This window comes from Actinoplanes sp. CA-131856 (assembly GCF_050956135.1).
GTDB lineage: Bacteria > Actinomycetota > Actinomycetes > Mycobacteriales > Micromonosporaceae > Actinoplanes.
Genome location: NZ_CP191849.1, coordinates 6471582 through 6486381 on the forward strand (window position 1 = coordinate 6471582; position 14800 = coordinate 6486381).

19 protein-coding genes are annotated in these 14800 nt (G+C 70.0%); 10 read left to right on the plus strand and 9 right to left on the minus strand.

Features of this window, described 5'->3' with window-relative positions; translation table 11 throughout:
• The first annotated feature begins 17 nt into the window (after nucleotides 1-17).
• The 4 genes from ACQP2X_RS30080 to ACQP2X_RS30095 are packed head-to-tail and all read left to right on the plus strand — an operon-like array spanning nucleotide 18 to nucleotide 2981.
• Nucleotides 18-947 (plus strand): AraC family transcriptional regulator, encoded by a 930-nt coding sequence (locus tag ACQP2X_RS30080; protein ID WP_498687568.1) that lies wholly within the window; start codon nucleotides 18-20, stop codon nucleotides 945-947.
• The gene (locus tag ACQP2X_RS30085) at nucleotides 944-1528 is read left to right on the plus strand and encodes a hypothetical protein (RefSeq protein WP_498687571.1); all 585 of its coding nucleotides are present in this window, start codon (nucleotides 944-946) and stop codon (nucleotides 1526-1528) included. The genes ACQP2X_RS30080 and ACQP2X_RS30085 overlap by 4 nt, the downstream gene beginning before the upstream one ends.
• A 12-nt stretch (nucleotides 1529-1540) precedes the next feature.
• Nucleotides 1541-2047 carry an HAD domain-containing protein gene (locus ACQP2X_RS30090; protein ID WP_498687573.1) on the plus strand — a complete coding sequence of 169 codons (507 nt, stop codon included), beginning with the start codon at nucleotides 1541-1543 and terminating at the stop codon, nucleotides 2045-2047.
• Nucleotides 2037-2981 carry an acetylxylan esterase gene (locus ACQP2X_RS30095; RefSeq protein WP_498687574.1) on the plus strand — a complete coding sequence of 315 codons (945 nt, stop codon included), beginning with the start codon at nucleotides 2037-2039 and terminating at the stop codon, nucleotides 2979-2981. Before ACQP2X_RS30090 ends, ACQP2X_RS30095 begins: the two co-directional genes overlap by 11 nt.
• A 31-nt stretch (nucleotides 2982-3012) precedes the next feature.
• Here ACQP2X_RS30095 and ACQP2X_RS30100 read toward each other — a convergent pair whose 3' ends face one another.
• A complete protein-coding gene (locus ACQP2X_RS30100) occupies nucleotides 3013-4173 on the minus strand; it encodes a M48 family metalloprotease (RefSeq protein ID WP_498687576.1) in 1161 nt (386 codons plus the stop codon).
• Nucleotides 4174-4291: 118 nt separating this feature from the next.
• Between ACQP2X_RS30100 and ACQP2X_RS30105 the strand changes: the two genes are divergently transcribed.
• Nucleotides 4292-4639, plus strand: coding sequence for a hypothetical protein (locus ACQP2X_RS30105; protein WP_498687578.1), 348 nt, complete (start codon nucleotides 4292-4294; stop codon nucleotides 4637-4639).
• A gap of 1 nt (nucleotide 4640) precedes the next feature.
• Nucleotides 4641-5060 carry a DUF402 domain-containing protein gene (locus ACQP2X_RS30110; RefSeq protein ID WP_498687580.1) on the plus strand — a complete coding sequence of 140 codons (420 nt, stop codon included), beginning with the start codon at nucleotides 4641-4643 and terminating at the stop codon, nucleotides 5058-5060.
• Here ACQP2X_RS30110 and ACQP2X_RS30115 read toward each other — a convergent pair.
• Together ACQP2X_RS30115 and ACQP2X_RS30120 are read right to left on the minus strand one after the other, a co-directional pair.
• Complete coding sequence (locus tag ACQP2X_RS30115) at nucleotides 5001-5492, minus strand: hypothetical protein (protein WP_498687581.1); 492 nt, start codon at nucleotides 5490-5492, stop codon at nucleotides 5001-5003. The two genes, ACQP2X_RS30110 and ACQP2X_RS30115, sit on opposite strands and share 60 nt — an antisense overlap.
• 129 nt (nucleotides 5493-5621) lie before the next feature.
• On the minus strand, nucleotides 5622-6329 hold the full coding sequence (locus ACQP2X_RS30120; protein ID WP_498687584.1) for an ATP-binding protein: 708 nt from the start codon (nucleotides 6327-6329) through the stop codon (nucleotides 5622-5624).
• 166 nt (nucleotides 6330-6495) lie between these two features.
• Here ACQP2X_RS30120 and ACQP2X_RS30125 point away from each other — a divergent pair, with 166 nt between their 5' ends.
• The 3 genes from ACQP2X_RS30125 to ACQP2X_RS30135 are packed head-to-tail and all read left to right on the plus strand — an operon-like array spanning nucleotide 6496 to nucleotide 8184.
• The gene (locus ACQP2X_RS30125) at nucleotides 6496-7008 is read left to right on the plus strand and encodes an O-acetyl-ADP-ribose deacetylase (RefSeq protein ID WP_498687587.1); all 513 of its coding nucleotides are present in this window, start codon (nucleotides 6496-6498) and stop codon (nucleotides 7006-7008) included.
• The gene (locus ACQP2X_RS30130; protein WP_498687588.1) at nucleotides 6995-7705 is read left to right on the plus strand and encodes a class I SAM-dependent DNA methyltransferase; all 711 of its coding nucleotides are present in this window, start codon (nucleotides 6995-6997) and stop codon (nucleotides 7703-7705) included. The genes ACQP2X_RS30125 and ACQP2X_RS30130 overlap by 14 nt, the downstream gene beginning before the upstream one ends.
• Entirely contained in the window at nucleotides 7702-8184 is a 483-nt protein-coding gene (locus ACQP2X_RS30135; protein ID WP_498687589.1) for a histidine phosphatase family protein, read from the plus strand. The genes ACQP2X_RS30130 and ACQP2X_RS30135 overlap by 4 nt, the downstream gene beginning before the upstream one ends.
• Here the strand turns inward: ACQP2X_RS30135 and ACQP2X_RS30140 are convergent.
• From ACQP2X_RS30140 to ACQP2X_RS30160, 5 genes are all read right to left on the minus strand, one after another.
• The gene (locus tag ACQP2X_RS30140) at nucleotides 8156-9103 is read right to left on the minus strand and encodes a hypothetical protein (RefSeq protein ID WP_498687591.1); all 948 of its coding nucleotides are present in this window, start codon (nucleotides 9101-9103) and stop codon (nucleotides 8156-8158) included. The genes ACQP2X_RS30135 and ACQP2X_RS30140 overlap by 29 nt on opposite strands.
• 112 nt (nucleotides 9104-9215) lie before the next feature.
• Entirely contained in the window at nucleotides 9216-10064 is an 849-nt protein-coding gene (locus tag ACQP2X_RS30145; RefSeq protein WP_498687593.1) for a carbohydrate ABC transporter permease, read from the minus strand.
• Nucleotides 10061-11017, minus strand: a complete 957-nt coding sequence (locus ACQP2X_RS30150; RefSeq protein WP_498687595.1) for a carbohydrate ABC transporter permease — start codon at nucleotides 11015-11017, stop codon at nucleotides 10061-10063. The genes ACQP2X_RS30145 and ACQP2X_RS30150 overlap by 4 nt, the downstream gene beginning before the upstream one ends.
• Nucleotides 11018-11019: 2 nt before the next feature.
• Entirely contained in the window at nucleotides 11020-12381 is a 1362-nt protein-coding gene (locus tag ACQP2X_RS30155) for an ABC transporter substrate-binding protein (protein ID WP_498687596.1), read from the minus strand.
• Nucleotides 12382-12517: 136 nt separating this feature from the next.
• Nucleotides 12518-12730, minus strand: a complete 213-nt coding sequence (locus tag ACQP2X_RS30160; RefSeq protein WP_364672731.1) for an RNA-binding S4 domain-containing protein — start codon at nucleotides 12728-12730, stop codon at nucleotides 12518-12520.
• Nucleotides 12731-12811: 81 nt separating this feature from the next.
• Between ACQP2X_RS30160 and ACQP2X_RS30165 the strand changes: the two genes are divergently transcribed.
• A complete protein-coding gene (locus tag ACQP2X_RS30165) occupies nucleotides 12812-13630 on the plus strand; it encodes a DUF1775 domain-containing protein (RefSeq protein ID WP_498687599.1) in 819 nt (272 codons plus the stop codon).
• A 152-nt stretch (nucleotides 13631-13782) separates the two neighbouring features.
• Here ACQP2X_RS30165 and ACQP2X_RS30170 read toward each other — a convergent pair whose 3' ends face one another.
• Nucleotides 13783-14721: an exopolyphosphatase gene (locus ACQP2X_RS30170; RefSeq protein WP_498687601.1), complete on the minus strand. Its 939-nt coding sequence runs from the start codon at nucleotides 14719-14721 to the stop codon at nucleotides 13783-13785.
• Nucleotides 14722-14800: the final 79 nt, after the last annotated feature.

A 14800-nucleotide genomic window follows, 5' to 3' on the forward strand; every position in this document is an offset into this window, starting at 1 on the left:
AAGTCCAGAATAGTTTCGTGAGCGTCCAATCCGATCCGCTGCAGGACGTGCTGGCCCTCGTCGGCACGACCAGCCGGCTGTCGGCGGCGTTCGCCGCCGGCGGCGAGTGGGCGGTGGCTTTCGAGCCGCCTCCGGCGGTCAAATTCAATGCCGTACGCCGGGGAAGCTGCGTCCTGATCGTCGACAGCGTCACCTATGAGCTGTCGGCCGGCGACTGCTTCCTGCTGACCCGCCCCGTCGCCTTCACCCTGGCCAGCTCGCCCGGCATCCCACCGCAGCCCGCCGGCCCCCTGTTCGCCGCCGCCGTCGACGGTGTCGCCCGGGTCGGCACCGGCTCCGAGGTCTTCATCCTCGGTGGCCGCTTCGGCTTCGGCGAGCGGGCCGAGGAGCTGCTGCTGGACGCGCTCCCGGCGGTGGTCCACGTGCCCGGCGGCTCCCCGGCCGCCGCGACCGTGCGCTGGGCGCTGGGCCAGATCGACGCCGAGCTGCGCGACCACCCGCCGGCGGCCGGCCTGGTCACCGACCACCTGGCCCAGGTGATGCTCATCCACCTGCTGCGGCTGCACCTCGAGGCCCATCCGCCGGCCGGCTGGCTCGCCGGTCTGTCCGATCCCGTGGTCGCTCCCGCCCTGCGGGCCATGCACGCCCGCCCGGCCCACCCGTGGACGGTGGCCGAGCTGGCCTCGGTCGCCGCGGTGTCCCGCTCCACGCTGGCCGCCCGCTTCAAGCAGACCGTGGGCCAGGGACCGCTCGACTATCTGACCCGTTGGCGCATCGAGTTGGCGTCGGCCCGCCTGCGCCGCTCCGACGGCACCGTGGCCGCCATCGCGCACGACGTCGGGTACGCGTCGGAGAGCGCCCTGAGCACAGCGTTCAAACGGGTCACCGGGAAATCCCCGCGCGACTACCGGAGCAGCCGCCTCGAGAAGGGCGATGATGAGGCATGAGCGATGACCCACAGTCCCGTGCCGACGCTCGGTTCGAGCGCCTCGCGCAGATCGCCGACGAAATGGCGGAGACGGCCGAGAGGTCAGCCCGCATCCACGACCAGCTGGCCTCGTCCGTGCCGTCCGCGGCCGAACACGCCGAGCGCGACCGGCTGTTCGCCGCGGCCGAACGCCGGGCCGCCACCGCGTTTCGCGCTCACGAGCTGCCCCCGGACGTGGTCCGCGAGGCCATCCGGGCGGCCCGCCCCGGCCGGGAGACCGATCAGCGGATCGTCCAGCAGTACTTCATCGACATGGAACAGCGCGACAGCACACTGGCCTCCCGGGAAGAGGATCTCGACCGCCGCGAACGCCTGCTCCTCGAGCGCGAGGCCTTCCTGGACAAACGCGAGTCCTTCCGCGACGACCAGCGGGCCACTCGCGACCGCCTCGCCGACGACCGCGACCGCCTCGCCGACGACCGCGACTCCCGCGCCGCCGGCCGCGAGGCCGAGCTGGCGGACCGGTCCGATCGCGCCGACGACCGCGACCGCAACGCCGACCAGCGCGAGATCGACGCCGAACTGGAGCGGCCCACCTAGAGTGAGCCCCCGATGCTCCTTTTCCTGGATGTCGACGGGCCCCTGATTCCCTTCACGCACCGCGCGCTCTCCCCCGCCGACCCCGCCCACCCGCTGCTGCACCGCCTCGACCCGGCCGACGGCCCGCGCCTGAAGTCACTGGGCTGCGACCTGATCTGGGCCACCACGTGGATGTCCGACGCGAACGACCTGATCGCCCCGCGCCTGGGGCTGCCCCCGCTGCCGGTTCTGGCCCTTCCGGCCGAGACCTCTCCCCCGCCTGTGAGCGGCCTGCACTGGAAGACCCCGTACATCGCCGCACAGGCCGCGGGCCGGCCGTTCGCCTGGCTCGACGACGAGATCAGCGAGACCGACCGCTGGTGGGTCGAGGTGGCGCACCCGGCCCCGGCCCTGCTGCACCGGGTCGATCCCCGGACCGGGCTCACCGGGGCCGACTTCGCCGCTGTCCGGGCCGGGCTCCTTCGTGTGCGGCACTATGGTGGCCGGATCATGGATGGAGCAATCACGGATGATCATTGACCTCTCTCCCGAGCAGCTGGCGACGTACCGCAGCTCGGTCACCGCGCCGGACGACTTCGACGATTTCTGGGCCGGGACCCTCTCGGGTCAGGGCGACATCGACGTACGGATGAGCGAAGTTCCCTCGGCGTTGCGCACCATCACGACGTACGACCTGACCTTCCGTGGTTTCGGCGGCCAGGACATCCACGCCTGGCTGCGCGTGCCGGCCGCGGCCGAGGGACCGCTGCCGGCCGTCGTGCAGTACGTCGGGTACGGCGGCGGGCGCGGCCATGAGCTGGAGAACCTGCTCTGGGCGTCGGCCGGCTACGCCCACCTCCAGATGGACACCCGTGGGCAGGGCTCGGGCTGGAGCCTCGGCGTCACCCCCGACGAGGCGCCGTCGCCGCCGCAGGTGCCGGGCGTTCTGACCCGCGGCATCCTCGACCCGGCCGGCTACTACTACCGGCGCCTGTTCACCGACGCGGTCCGGGCCGTGGACGCCGCCCGCACCCTCGACGTGGTCGACAACGACCGGATCCACGTCGTCGGCGGCAGCCAGGGCGGCGGCATGTCCCTCGCGGTGGCCGGCCTGCGCCGGGACCTGGCCGGGGTGGTGGCCTTCGTGCCGTTCCTGTGCGACTTCCCGCGCGCGGTGCGCGTCACGGACGCCTTCCCGTACCGGGAGATCATCAACTACCTGGCCGTGCACCGCGGCGAGGAGGAGCAGGTGTTCCGGACGCTGGCGTATTTCGACGGCGTCAACTTCGCGGCGCGGGCGACGGCACCGGCGCTGTTCTCGGTCGCCCTGCGCGACGCCACCTGCCCGTCCTCGACCGTGTACGGCGCGTTCCACAACTACGCGGGCCCCAAGGAGATGAAGGTCTGGGAGTACAACGGTCACGAGGGCGGCGGCATCCTCGACGAGGAGAACGCGCTGCGGTTCCTGGCCTGAACAACTCCCGGGGCCGCGCGGCGGGACGCCGTCACTCCGTCAGGGCCAGCCGCACCCTGGTGACGTGCGGAGCCAGCTCGGCGTCGATCCGGGCCGACTCGGCCTCGGTGAGCACGACCTCGGCCGCCAGCTGGGGCCGCCGCCGGAGCATCTCGGCCCGCAGGCCGGAGGGCGGGTGCGAGGCGTCGAGGGACGCCTCGGCGCGGTGGGAACGCTCGCGCATCGCGGGCAGGTTCGGGGACTGGTTCGCGCGGGCGACCCGGGCCGCCTCGAGCCAGGCTTCGGGCCCGTTGCCCGCGCGGGCCTCCCGCCGCACCACGGTGTCGATCGGATCACGCAGCAGGAGGAAGTCGGCCAGCGAGGCCGCCGCCGCCGAGCCGCCGGCGCGGGCGCCGAGCTCGTCCGCGAGATACTCCGCCCGCTGCGAGTCCCGCATGCTCGTCCACAGCAGCAGCAGTTGCAGCGCGGCCGAGGTACGCGACACGATCCCGTTGATCAGCGTGGTGACGACGCCGATCAGGAAGTCGATCGGGCCGTCGCCCCGGGTCCGCGTGGCGAACAGGTCGGCCACCTGGGCCAGCGTCCGGCGCGACATCTGGGTCAGCAGCCCCCGCCGCACGTCGCCGTTGACGAAATGCCCCATCTCGTGGCCCAGCAACGCCACCCGTTCCTGCGGCTCGAGCGTCGCCCACAGCGGCAACCCGAGACACAGCACACGCTCCCGCTTCACTCCGACGCTCATGGTGAACGCACCGAGGTCGTACCCCAGAAGAAAGATGCGCGGCGCCGGGGCGCCCACCGCCGTCGCGACCCGCTCCACCAGAGCCACCAGGGCCGGCGTCCGGGCCGGATCGAGCACGATGACGCCGCCCGGAAGCCGCGGCAGGCGGGGCCGCAGCACGACGGCAACGGCGAGCAGAACCAGCCCCAGCACCGTGCTGACGCTGAAGAAGTCGTAGAGGACGAGCCAGACGCCGAGCGCGGCCACGGCCAGCACCGCCGCCAGGAGCACGATCGACGCGGCGATCGTCGCCACCCGGGCCAGGCTCGTGCCGCCGCGTACCAGCGGCCCCTCGGCCAGGCGCTCGAACTGGCCCGCGGTGAGACGCACGGCCACCCGGTGCAGCGGCCGGTCCAGCCACTTCCAGCCGAAGACGACGGGCGCCTCAGCATCGACATCCACAAGTGTCACGGCCGATGATCATGCACGACGACGCTTTGCCGCGCGACCCCGTTTACGTGTGTGGGGAAGCACTCTCTGTTCACCCGGAATCTTCCGGTACGGCGTCGAAGGGTCGTAACGTGGCGCGGTGACATCTGTGAAGCAGGAGCGGGTCGACAAGGTCACCCGGCGGGTCAGCGGCGCCGAGCGCACCTTCACGGCGCGGCACCCCGCACACGCCGCTCCCATCCGCGGCTCGCTGGGCCGGCTCCGTGACGCGCTGGAGCGCGCCCACGAGAAGAGCGACCTGGCCACCGAGCGCGAGTGGTCGGCGTACATGGCCACCCTCGACCAGGGCCTGGCCGAGCTCGACGTCGAGGTGAGCCGGGCTGCCGAGGGCCGCGACACCCGCAGCGTCGAGGACGTGCTGGCCCACCACACCTCGGCCCTCGAAGAGGCCGGCTGGCGCCTGCAGTTCTCCCTCACCAAGAACTGAGGTGTGGTCTCACGGCCGGCAGATCCTCTACCGCTACGGCCGGGCCGGTGAGGCCCGCTTCGTCCGCGTGGGCCGGGTCATCACCGACGACGCGGACGGCCTGACGATCTGGATCGGCCCCGGTTCACCCCAGGTGGAGACGGTCCTGGCCGATGGGCGCGCCCTCGACGTGACGATCACCCCCGACCGGGTGGCCCACTGGAAGGACGAGGACAAGTTCGCCGAACTGACCGGCCGTCCCGGCCGCTGGACCTCCGAACAGGCTGTCGCGATCCGCCGGACCGGCGAGGAGCTGACAGTGCTCGCCGCCGAGGGCCGCCCTCCGTTCGACGGCCGCTGGACCGGCTATCGCCCGGACCCCTCATGGCCGCCGGTCGTCCTGCCCGACGGGTGGGACCGGCCACACCTCGCCCGCCCCTGAGTGAAAAGCGGTCGCGGCCATCGAACCCACCTCATTGGCGGTATATCCGCTGACGCGCACGGCGGCCGGGTCATAGCCGTTGACACCGTACGCCGCGTCGAAGCCGGCAGCCGACAGCAGGTCCGCGATCGCTTTCCCCATTCCGCCCGTCACGACAGCGCGGAACCTATCCATGGGATCTTCCAGGCGGTCCAGGCCGACAGCGGGGGAATGATAGTCACGGAGCCTGGCTGAGCTCTGCCACTTGACCCAGACGTTCCTGTTCGGCTCGCCGGCGGCTTGCTCCAGCTCGATCTGTACACAGCCTGCGGGCAGGTGCTCATACGGGACCATGAGGTCGGAATCCAGTCCCGCCAGGGCGAGAACGGCACGCAGATGATTAGCCAGAGATGTCAAATCTATCTGACCATCCGGCCGATCAGGCTCCGTCAAAGCCCTTCCTTTCCACGCATTACTGATTGCTGTCTCCGAACGCAGCGCCAACCATAGCCGCGCCGTTGAGGCTCACCCCTCCCGGCCAGATCGCCGAAACCGCCGACTGACTACGCGGCCCGGCCGCCGTCAGTCCTGTTCCCGCAGGAGCGCCCAGACGACCTTGCCCTCGTGAGTGGGCAGGGCGCCCCAGCCCTGGGAGGCGACGCGGATGATGTGCAGGCCCCGGCCGCCGTTGGGTTCGGGCATCCGCGGGTCGCGGTCGTAGACGGCCAGGTGCAGATAGGTGGTGCGGCGCGACACCGGGCGGCGGACCTGGCCGCGGTGGGAGATGACCACGTCGATCTCGGTGCCCGCGTGCTGGACGGCGTTGCTGACCAGCTCGGTCGCGACCAGGCGGGCCCGGGGCAGCAGCATCGGCATGCCCCACTCCTCGCAGGCGGCGGTGACCAGCTGGCGGGCGCTCGCGGATGAGGACGGGCGGGGCTGCAGCTGGAGGCGTACCTGGGAAGTGACGGTTCTGTGGCTGGTGATCGCGGTGCGGGCCGACCGGATCGAGGCGTAGCGCGGCATGCGGCCCAGGCCGGCGGTCAGGTTGGACGCGGCCATGCAGGTCACCACCGGCACCGGCGGTTCCATGCGCTCGCCCTGGGCGGCCGCCGTCAGCCACAGCGACGTGCTGTTCGCCCGCGGGTCCTCGAACGCGGACAGGTCGAGGACCAGGCCCGCCGGATGGCCGGCCAGGCACTTGTTCAGCATCCGGTACGACTCGAGCCAGACCTGCCGGTTCCAGCGCCCGCGCACACTGAGCTCGATGATCCCCGTGTCGTGGTCCACGACCGCCGTGACAGCCCTGTCGTCCCCTTGTCGACCCACGGACCGGGCATATCACGACGGCGCAACGCTAGCCAATCCCCTGCGCGACCATTCCGTCACTATTTGTGACACCGAGAGTGCAAATTGCAAATGCGCCGGCGCCATCGATCGATCTATAAATCTCCCCATGCGCATCGAACTGGCCACCGGCGACATCACCACGTCGGCCACCGACGCGATCGTCAACGCGGCCAACTCCTCACTGCTCGGAGGCGGCGGCGTCGACGGCGCCATCCACCGCAAGGGCGGACCGGCCATTCTGGAGGAATGCCGGGCCCTGCGCGCCTCCCACTACGGCCGCGGCCTTCAGGCCGGACAGGCCGTGGCCACCACCGCCGGGCGCCTTCCGGCACGGTGGGTCGTCCACACCGTCGGCCCGGTCTACAGCACGGAGCAGGACCGTTCCCCCGTGCTGCGCGCCTGCTACACCAACGCGCTGGCCGTCGCGGCCGGCCTGGGCGCCCGCACGGTGGCCTTCCCGCTGATCTCGTCGGGCATCTACCGCTGGCCCAAACAGGACGCCGTCGCCCAGGCCCTGACCGCGTTCGCGTCCTCGGGCGCCGACGTCGACACCGTCCACCTCGTCCTGTTCGACGACGAGACCCGCCGCCTCGCGGAGAAGGTGCATGAACTTCGCTGACGCCTACGACGAGTTGAACGCGGACGACCACGACTACCGCTTCTACGCGGCACTGGCCGACGACCTGGGCGGGGCGAGCGTGCTCGACCTCGGCTGCGGGACGGGCACGCTGACGCGTTTGCTTGCGGCCGGTGGGCGTACGGCTGTGGGCATCGACCCTGACCCGGAAATGCTCAGGGTGGCCCGCAGCCAGCCGGGCGCGGATCGGGTCGACTGGCGTTTGGGCCACAGCGACGAGGCCGACCCGGAATCGGCCGACTTCGCGGTCAGGTCGGGCCATGTGGCGCAGGTGTTCCTGGACGGCGAAGCGTGGGCGCGCGCTCTCCGCGATCTGCGCCGAGCCCTCGTACCCCAAGGGGCCCTGGCCTTTGAATCTCGCAATCCGGCCGCGCGCGGGTGGGAGCGCTGGACGCGGGAGGCGACGCTGCGCACGCTGGACGGGCACATCGAGTTCTGGCACGAGACCGTCGAGGTGGCGTTGCCGCTGGTTTCGTACGACACCTTCACCGTCGATCGGCGGACGGGCGAGCGCGACGTGACCCGTGATGTGCTGGCCTTCCGTGACGTGTCCACGCTGGAGCGTTCCCTCGAGGAGGCCGGATTCGCGATCTCCCACCGCTTCGGCGGCTGGAACAGGGAACCGTTCACCGCGAGCTCCCGTGAGATCATCCTCGTGTGCGAACCGTCCATGTCGTGACCCATCCGGAAGCCACGCACCACCTCGAGAAGGTCGTCGGCGGGTGGCACGACTCGCGGCTCACGGCGGCGGGCCTCGACGCCGCCTCGGCCATCGCCGGGGCACTGCGCGAGGAGATCCCGCCGGGGGCAGAGGTGGCGCTGTCCTCTTCAGATCTCCGGCGGACGAGGGAGACGGCCGACGCGATCGGGCGGGTGTTCGGCGTCCGGGCGCGGCTTGATCGCGGGTTACGGGAGAAGTCGTACGGCGTGGCCGAAGGAAGACCGCAAGAGTGGCTGAAGCAGAGATTCATCGCGCCGCCGGCGGTGGGTGACCGGATGAACCACGACGAAGGGATCGAGGGCGCCGAGACCCGCGCGGTGTTCGCGTCGCGCGTCTACGCGGCGGTGGAGGAAGTCCCGAGGACGGCTACCTCCACAATCGGCAGGTGGTCTCGCTGGGCCGGATGCCTTAGCCGAGCACCCGCCGGACGCCGGTGAGCACGATCGCCGGGCCGGGGCTGCGGTAGATCGCCTCCATCACGGCCTCGCAGGCGTCGGCCAGGCTGCCCCCGGCGACGTTGAACAGCACCTCGGCCGCGAGGTTCCGTGCGGCGTCCAGGTTGTGCTCCTCGATCGGCATGGGCGGCAGGGTCCGCCTGATCCCTTCGCCGTCCAGCGGCGTCCCCTCGCGCAACGCGGCCAAGGCGGGCCCGGCCCACGGCTGCGCCATGAGCTGGGCGTCGTCGAGGATCCGCTCGACCGCCCACGCGGTCACCGCCCGCCGTCGCCGGTCGCCGGCTTCGGCCAGCGCCTCGACGATCACCGGGTCGAGCCGCCGGAGGGCGGCGGCGTACCAGCCGGCCTCGCGCAGGCGCGGATCGTCCGGAACGTCCCCTTCCCAGATCTCGTCGAGCTCCTCCTCGGTCTCCTCCGCTTCGCGCGCGGCCCGCCGCCGGCGAAGATCCGCCACCCGCGCGGCCAGATCGTCGCGGGTCAGGGGTCCTTCTCGGTGCTGGTACGCCCCGCTCCGGCGCACGATGCGGTCGATGCCCGTGGCCGGCCAGAACTGGAGCAGACAGCGCGTCTCCTCGACGCAGTACCGCGCCCGGTAGACCCCCGGCGGCAGATCGACCGGCCCGCCGAGCGTGAGATCCTCGGCCGTCGTGCTGTACAGAACCTCGACGACGTCCCGCCACTCGTCGCCGAGCTCCGGCTCGGACGAGTGCAGCTCGACGCGTACGTGAGCCTCACCCGCCGAAGGCCCGGTACGGAGGAGGAGCTTTCCCGGCACGGCCGCCCCGCACAGCCCGTTGACCTGCCCGCGCGTCATTTCTTCCGGGGCGGCGCCGGTCTCACCCAGCCTGAGGAACCCGTGCCGCACGGGAACGAGCGCATCCAGCAGAACCTCGACCAGCATGCTCCCGATCCTGCCAACCCGAGCCCGCCAACATGATCACCTTTCGGGAGCCGGGTGGCCGGTCCGCTGTGCGGGCCGGCCACCTTTATTGAGGGGGCGGAGAGAAAGCCTCTTACTTCACCGAGCCCAGCGACAGGCCCTGGACCAGCTTGTCCTGGGCGGCGAAGCCGGCCACCAGCACCGGCAAGGAGACCACGAAAGCGGCCGCGCACAACTGGGCCAGGAATAGGCCCTGGCTTGTCACGAACGACGTCAGGAAGACCGGGGCCGTCTCGGCCACCGTCGCGGTCAGGACCCGGGCGAACAGCAGCTCGTTCCAGCTGAAGATGAAGCAGATCAGGGCCGTGGCGGCGATGCCGGGCGTGACCACCGGGGCGATGACCGAGCGCAGGGTCTTCGTCAGGCCGGCGCCGTCCATCGACGCGGCCTCGAGCATCTCCACCGGCACCTCGGACAGGAAGGAGCGCATCATCCACACGGCGATCGGCAGGTTCATCGACGTGTAGAACAGGATCAGCAGCCAGATGTTGTCGAGCAGGCCGCTGTACTGGGCGAACAGGTAGAGCGGCAGCAGCCCGGCCACCACCGGGAGCATCTTGGTGGACAGGAAGAAGAACAGGACGTCGGTCCACTTCTTCACCGGCTTGATGCTCAGGGCGTACGCGGCCGGCAGCGACAGCAGGAGCACGATGATCGTGGAGATGACGCTGGCGGTCAGGGAGTTCAGCAGCGGCGGCCACGGGCTCGCGCCGCCGGAGAAGAACTCGCGGTAGCCCTCCAGGGTCAGCGGCGCGAAGACCGCGGGCGGGTTCTGCGCGGCGTTCGCCTCGGAGTGGAACGAGGTCAGCACCATCCAGACGACCGGCAGCACGAACAGGATGCCGACGACCCAGGCCAGCAGGGACAGCCAGGCCCCGCCGCGCTCCTTCTTCCTCGGCGCCGCACCAGCGGGAGCAGTCATCGGCCCTCCTCCTGCTTGAAGAGCGACGACACCGTGCGCAGGGCGAACGTCGCGATGATGATGGTGCCGATGACCACGATGACCGCGGCGGCCGAGGCTCGGCCGTAGTCGTGGGCCTGGTAGAAGATCTGGTAGATCGTGTACGGCAGGTTGGCCGTGCCCAGGCCGCCCGAGGTGATCGTGAAGACGGCGTCGAAGTTCTGGACGATGTAGATCGAGCCCAGCAGTGCGCCCAGCTCCAGATATTGCCGCAGGTGGGGCAGCGTCATGCTGCGGAAGATCTGCCAGTTGTTGGCGCCGTCGATGCGGGCGGCCTCGATCACGTCCAGGGGTCTGCCCTGCAGGCCGGCCAGCAGGATCAGCATCATGAACGGGGTCCACTGCCAGACCAGGGAGAAGATGACCGCCCACAGCGGCATGTTGCTGATCCAGTCGGGCTGCGGCGGGTTGTCCGAGCCGAACAGGCTCCAGATCCAGGTCAGGGCGCCGTTGAACAGGCCGTACTCGGGGTTGTAGAGCGCGTGCTTCCAGATCAGGGCCGCCGCCACCGGCACGACCAGGAACGGGGCGATCATCATCGTGCGGACGGCGCCCCGGCCCCGGAACTTGCGGTCGAGAAGCAGGGCGATGCCCAAACCCAGGACCAGGCTGATGAGTACGACTCCAACGGTCAGCAAAATGGTCGTCCAGACCGCGTCGCGCATGTTGACGTCGGTGAAGACGCGCACGAAGTTGTCGAAGCCGGCGAAGCCTCGCTCCTCGGGGTAGTACGCGTTCCAGTCCATGAACGAGATGACCAGGGTGGCCACGAACGGCAGCTGGGTCACCACGATCATGAAGATCAGGGCGGGCATCAGCGGGGCGCGGCGGGCCCAGGCCGACGTGCGGCGGGCGACGCCGGACGGGGGTGGGCCCTCGGTGCCGACGCGCGACTTCTCGGCTACGGAAGTCATGGCTATCCCTCCCGTGACTGGTAGCGCTCGGAGACGTCCTCGGCCAGCCGCTGGCCGCGTTTCAGCGCGTCCTCGACGCTCATCTGGCCGGCGATGGCCGAGCTCACGTACTGCGACACCTGGGTGCCCAGGTCGGTGAACTCGGGGATGTCGATGAACTGGATGCCGATGGCCGGGCGCGGCTGCACGCCGGGGTTGCGCGGGTCGGCGCTCTCGATGGCCGACTTCGTCGGCTCGGCGAAGGCCGAGGCCACCTTCAGATAATCCTGGTTCTCGTACGTCGAGGCGCGCTTGCCGGCGGGCACGCTGGACCACCCGACCTGCTGGCCGACGAGCTCCTCGTACTGCTTGCTGGAGGCCCAGGAGATGAACTTCCAGGCGTTGTCCTTCTTCTCGCTGGCCTGCTGGATGCTCCACGACCAGGCGTAGAGCCAGCCCGACGACCTGGTCTTCTCGACGGGAGCCGCGACGTAGCCGATCTTGCCTTTGACCGGTGAGTCGTCGGCTTCGAGCGAGCCGGCCGCGCTCGTGGCGTCGTACCACATGGCGACGTTGCCCTGGATCAGGTTGTTCAGGCATTCGGTGAAGCCGGCCTGCGGAGCGCCGTTCTCGCCGTGCGCCCGCACGAGGTCGACGTAGAACTTGGTGGCCGCGGTGAACTCGGGTGAGTCGACCTTGGCCGTCCAGTCCTTCTCGAACCAGGTGCCGCCGAACGTGTTCACGACAGTGGTGAGCGGGGCGAAGATCTGACCCCAGCCGGGCTGGCCGCGCAGGCAGATGCCGCGCATGCCGGGCTGTTTGTTGTCGACCTGGGCGGCGATCTGGGCGACCTGCTGCCAGGTGGGATTGGCCGGCATCTGTACGCCCTGGGCCTCGAGCACGTCCTTGCGGAACATCAGGAACGACGACTCGCCGTAGAAGGGCTCGCCGTAGAGCTTGCCGTCGTCGGCGGTCAGCGAGGTCGTCATCGGCTTGAGGATGTCGGCCTGGTCGAACGCGGTGTCGGCGGCGACGTAGTCGTCGAGCGGGGCGATCCACTTCGACTTCGCGTAGATCGGGATCTCGAAGTTGCTGAGCGAGGCCACGTCGTACTGACCGGCCTGGCTGGAGAACTCCTGGCTGATCTTGTCGCGGACGTCGTTCTCCGGCAGCACCGTGAAGTTGACGTTGATGCCGGTGTCGCGGGTGAAGTGGTCCGCGGTGAGCCGCTGCAGATCGATCATCTGCGGGTTGTTCACCATCAGGACGTTGATGCTGTTCGGGCCTTCGCCGCCGGGCCCGCCGCCCCAGCCCGCGCACCCGGTCAGGGCGAGCGTGAAGGCGGCGGCCGCGGCGAGCAGAGCGCGTGGATGCCTACGTGACATGGGGCCTCCCCAGCGAGGCCCGGCGCCCTGTGACGCCGGTTACACCGGTCCCCAGTAGATGCCTGAGATCGACACCATGTCAACCTTTCGTCACGTTCCGTTGGATAAACGGGCATCACTGGGTGGCCCGTTCGTCCTATGTCGACGCCACCCGAGCCTCGGCTCCCAGAACGGCGACGACGTCGCCCGGGTGCAGCTGGCGGCCCCGGCGGGTGTCCACCTCGCCGTTCACTGTCACGTCGCCGGAAGCGATGAGGACCTTGCCCTCTCCCCCGGTGTCGATGAGGTCCGCGAGCTTGAGGAACTGTCCGAGTCTGATCATGTCGCCGTCGATGGGTACGTCACGCATGCGTTCATGATGGTCCAAGCCGTGCCGAAAACTTTGCCGGACTCGTTGAACCTTTCCGGCGTGTGATCCGAACTACCCCCTGTGAGGCACTTCCACCTGGCCCGCCGCGCGGGCGTCCCCACCGCCGCCGCGCTGTTCGGCGTACTCATCGCGGCTCCCGCCCTGGCCGACGTGACGGTCTCCCCGAGCACCGCGCCCCAGGGCGAGGGCGAGAACCTGACCTTCCGCGTCACCAACACCGGCGACCAGCCGATCCACACGATCAAGCTCCAGTTGCCGGACGACACCCCGGTGGCCGAGGTCTATCCGCTCTCGGTCGACGACTGGGGCCCGAAGATCGAGATGCGCGACCTCTCGACGCCGCTGCCGACCATCCACGGCGACACCAAGGCCACCGAGACCGCCGCCTCGATCACCTGGATCGCGATGCCGGGCAAGGACCTGGCCCCGGGCAAGGGCACCGACGTGCGCGTGGCCATCGGGCCGCTGCCGACCCTCTCGTCGATGCGGTTCACGGTCGTGACCACGTACGGCAATGGCAAACCCGGACCCTCGATGCCGCCGGCCGATCTGACGCTCACGCCGGGCACCGGAGGTGCCCCGGCCGGGCACAACGCCCACGGCGGGGGTACGACGGCGACCGGCACCGGCAGCGATGCCGAGGCGCAACTGTTCGCGCAGACCGTGGCCGACGCCGAGCGCGGGCCCTCGATCTGGTCGATCGGCGGCTGGGTCGTGGCCGGTCTGGTGCTGCTCGGCGGGGCGGTCGTCATGTTCCGCGGCCGGCACCGGGCCGAGCAGGACGACGACGAGCCCGAGGACGAGCTGGAAGAGGCCAAGGAAGAGGAGAAGGAGCCGGTCACGGCCGGCGGCTCCAGCAAGTGGGCCTTCAAGGGCTGAGCACAGGCTCCCGCGATGGTGGACGCGGGAAACCGTCGTGATGGCGCGCGTGGGGCGCGGCGCACGACCGGCGAGTGGGACCGTTGGGCACGGTTCGCGACTCGCGGACGAGGGGTGGGGACATCAGTTCCCACCCCTCGAGTACTTCCTCCTCAGACTGAAACGGTTCGGGGGCTCCGCAGGGCGTCGACGATCTCCCGCTGGACGCGGTCCGACTCCTCGTGCGGCACCTGGCAGGTGCCGGCCGCGACGTGCCCGCCGCCGCCGTAACGCAGCATGACCTCGCCCACGTCGACCGGCGAGGTGCGGTCGAGGATCGACTTCCCGCAGGCGAAGACCGTGTTGAGCTTCTGCCGGCCCCAGATGATGTGCATCGAGACCCGCGACTCCGGGAACAGGGCGTACACCATGAACCGGTTCCCGGCGTGGATCACCTCCTCCTCGCGCAGGTCGACCACGACCACGTCGCCCTCGAGGTGACTGACCCGTTTCAGCTGCTCGACGAACAGGTCGTACTGGGCCTGGAACAGCTCGGCCCGCTCGGCCACGTCGGGCAGGGCCAGGATCTCGTTGACGTCCTGGTGCTCGATGCAGGCGTCGATCAGCTGCATCATCAACTGGTAGTTGGAGATCCGGAACTCCCGGAAGCGCCCCAGGCCGGTGCGGCTGTCCATCAGGAAGTTCAGCAGGGTCCAGCCCTCGGGATGCAGGATGTCGTCGAGCTCGTAGTGCGCCGAGTCGGCCTGGTCGACCGCCTTCATGAGATCGTCGGAGACCTTGGGGAAGCGCTGGGCACCCCCGAAGTGCTCGTAGATGACCCGGGCGGCCGACGGCGCGTCGGCGTCGATCACGTGGTTGGCCAGGTTGCCCTCGTTGCGCAGGGTCTCGGAGTGGTGGTGGTCGAAGACCATGTGCGCGCCCGGGGCGTACGGCAGGTTGGTCAGGATGTCGTTGGCGGTGACCTCGACCTCGCCGTCCTGCACGTCCTTCGGGTGTACGAACTTGATCTCGTCGATCATGTCGAGGTGGCGCAGCAGGACCGCGCAGACCAAGCCGTCGAAATCGCTTCGGGTCACGAGCCGGTACTTCACGGGATCCCCCTCGGTGGATGCTTCACCCTATTTTGCCACTTTTGTCGCTGTATCCCGCGTCGCATCGAGGGATGGATCT

Excerpts from the sequence above, each read along its gene's own strand:
- ACQP2X_RS30150 (WP_498687595.1), bottom strand. The coding sequence starts at position 11,017 with ATGACTTCCGTAGCCGAGAAGTCGCGCGTCGGCACCGAGGGCCCACCC.
- ACQP2X_RS30145 (WP_498687593.1), bottom strand. The coding sequence starts at position 10,064 with ATGACTGCTCCCGCTGGTGCGGCGCCGAGGAAGAAGGAGCGCGGCGGG.
- ACQP2X_RS30095 (WP_498687574.1), top strand. The coding sequence starts at position 2,037 with ATGATCATTGACCTCTCTCCCGAGCAGCTGGCGACGTACCGCAGCTCG.
- ACQP2X_RS30085 (WP_498687571.1), top strand. The coding sequence starts at position 944 with ATGAGCGATGACCCACAGTCCCGTGCCGACGCTCGGTTCGAGCGCCTC.
- ACQP2X_RS30130 (WP_498687588.1), top strand. The coding sequence starts at position 6,995 with ATGAACTTCGCTGACGCCTACGACGAGTTGAACGCGGACGACCACGAC.
- ACQP2X_RS30125 (WP_498687587.1), top strand. The coding sequence starts at position 6,496 with ATGCGCATCGAACTGGCCACCGGCGACATCACCACGTCGGCCACCGAC.
- ACQP2X_RS30160 (WP_364672731.1), bottom strand. The coding sequence starts at position 12,730 with ATGCGTGACGTACCCATCGACGGCGACATGATCAGACTCGGACAGTTC.
- ACQP2X_RS30140 (WP_498687591.1), bottom strand. The coding sequence starts at position 9,103 with ATGCTGGTCGAGGTTCTGCTGGATGCGCTCGTTCCCGTGCGGCACGGG.
- ACQP2X_RS30090 (WP_498687573.1), top strand. The coding sequence starts at position 1,541 with ATGCTCCTTTTCCTGGATGTCGACGGGCCCCTGATTCCCTTCACGCAC.
- ACQP2X_RS30155 (WP_498687596.1), bottom strand. The coding sequence starts at position 12,381 with ATGTCACGTAGGCATCCACGCGCTCTGCTCGCCGCGGCCGCCGCCTTC.